Below are 653 nucleotides of genomic sequence, written 5' to 3'. Positions count from 1 at the left end.
TCGGAAATCATCACCATAGGGTCAACAAACCGCTTGCGGGCACTGCGCGTGCCACGAGGTCGACGTTGGGCGTGACCGCGCCGCAGTGCAGCAGCAACTTCCTTTTTCAACTCGCCTTTAGCCTGGAAATACAAAGACTGATAAATCGTTTCAGGACACACGTACATAGTCTCATCGCCGGGGTAGCGACTGCGCAACCTCCCAGAAATCTGCTCTGGCGAGTACCTATCTTTTACCATTTCCCAGATCACCGTGCGCAAGCGTGGATTGGCATCAATCTTGCGCTTTTTCGGTCTAAACCTACGCAACACCGATTTACGGTGCGCATACGTGGGAAGATACACCCCAAATTCATCCCGGTTGCGTTTAAGCTCCTTGCTGATAGTGCCAGCAGAGCGCTGAAGACGCCGAGCTATCTCGCGTACACCTTTGCCTTGCCGGTCAAGATCAAAGATGAGCTCGCGCTCTTCTACCGATAAGTAGCGCGAAGAGATACGCCTATCGATACGCTGTTGCGGAATAACCTGGACTGGAACTGCTTGGCGACCATCAACGTACTCAATTACCTGCATAAGCCTGTTATACAGCGCCACATCCGGGCCAGCCGGGACAAAAGGCACACGCCCGGTGGAAAGCTTAATGACACCTTTGTC

Annotated in this window: 1 protein-coding gene; it reads right to left on the bottom strand. The window is 53.1% G+C overall.

The genetic code is table 11. The features are described 5' to 3' along the window. Positions 1 to 653, bottom strand: a 653-nt coding sequence (locus tag QKD99_RS11525; protein WP_347951491.1) for a helix-turn-helix domain-containing protein, incomplete at both ends; no start/stop codon positions are given.

Origin of the sequence: Corynebacterium sp. c3Ub_189, from assembly GCF_039907195.1 — a bacterium.
Taxonomy (GTDB): domain Bacteria; phylum Actinomycetota; class Actinomycetes; order Mycobacteriales; family Mycobacteriaceae; genus Corynebacterium.
Note: the sequence above shows the minus strand (reverse complement) of the source record. Positions and strands in the feature narration are given on the sequence as shown.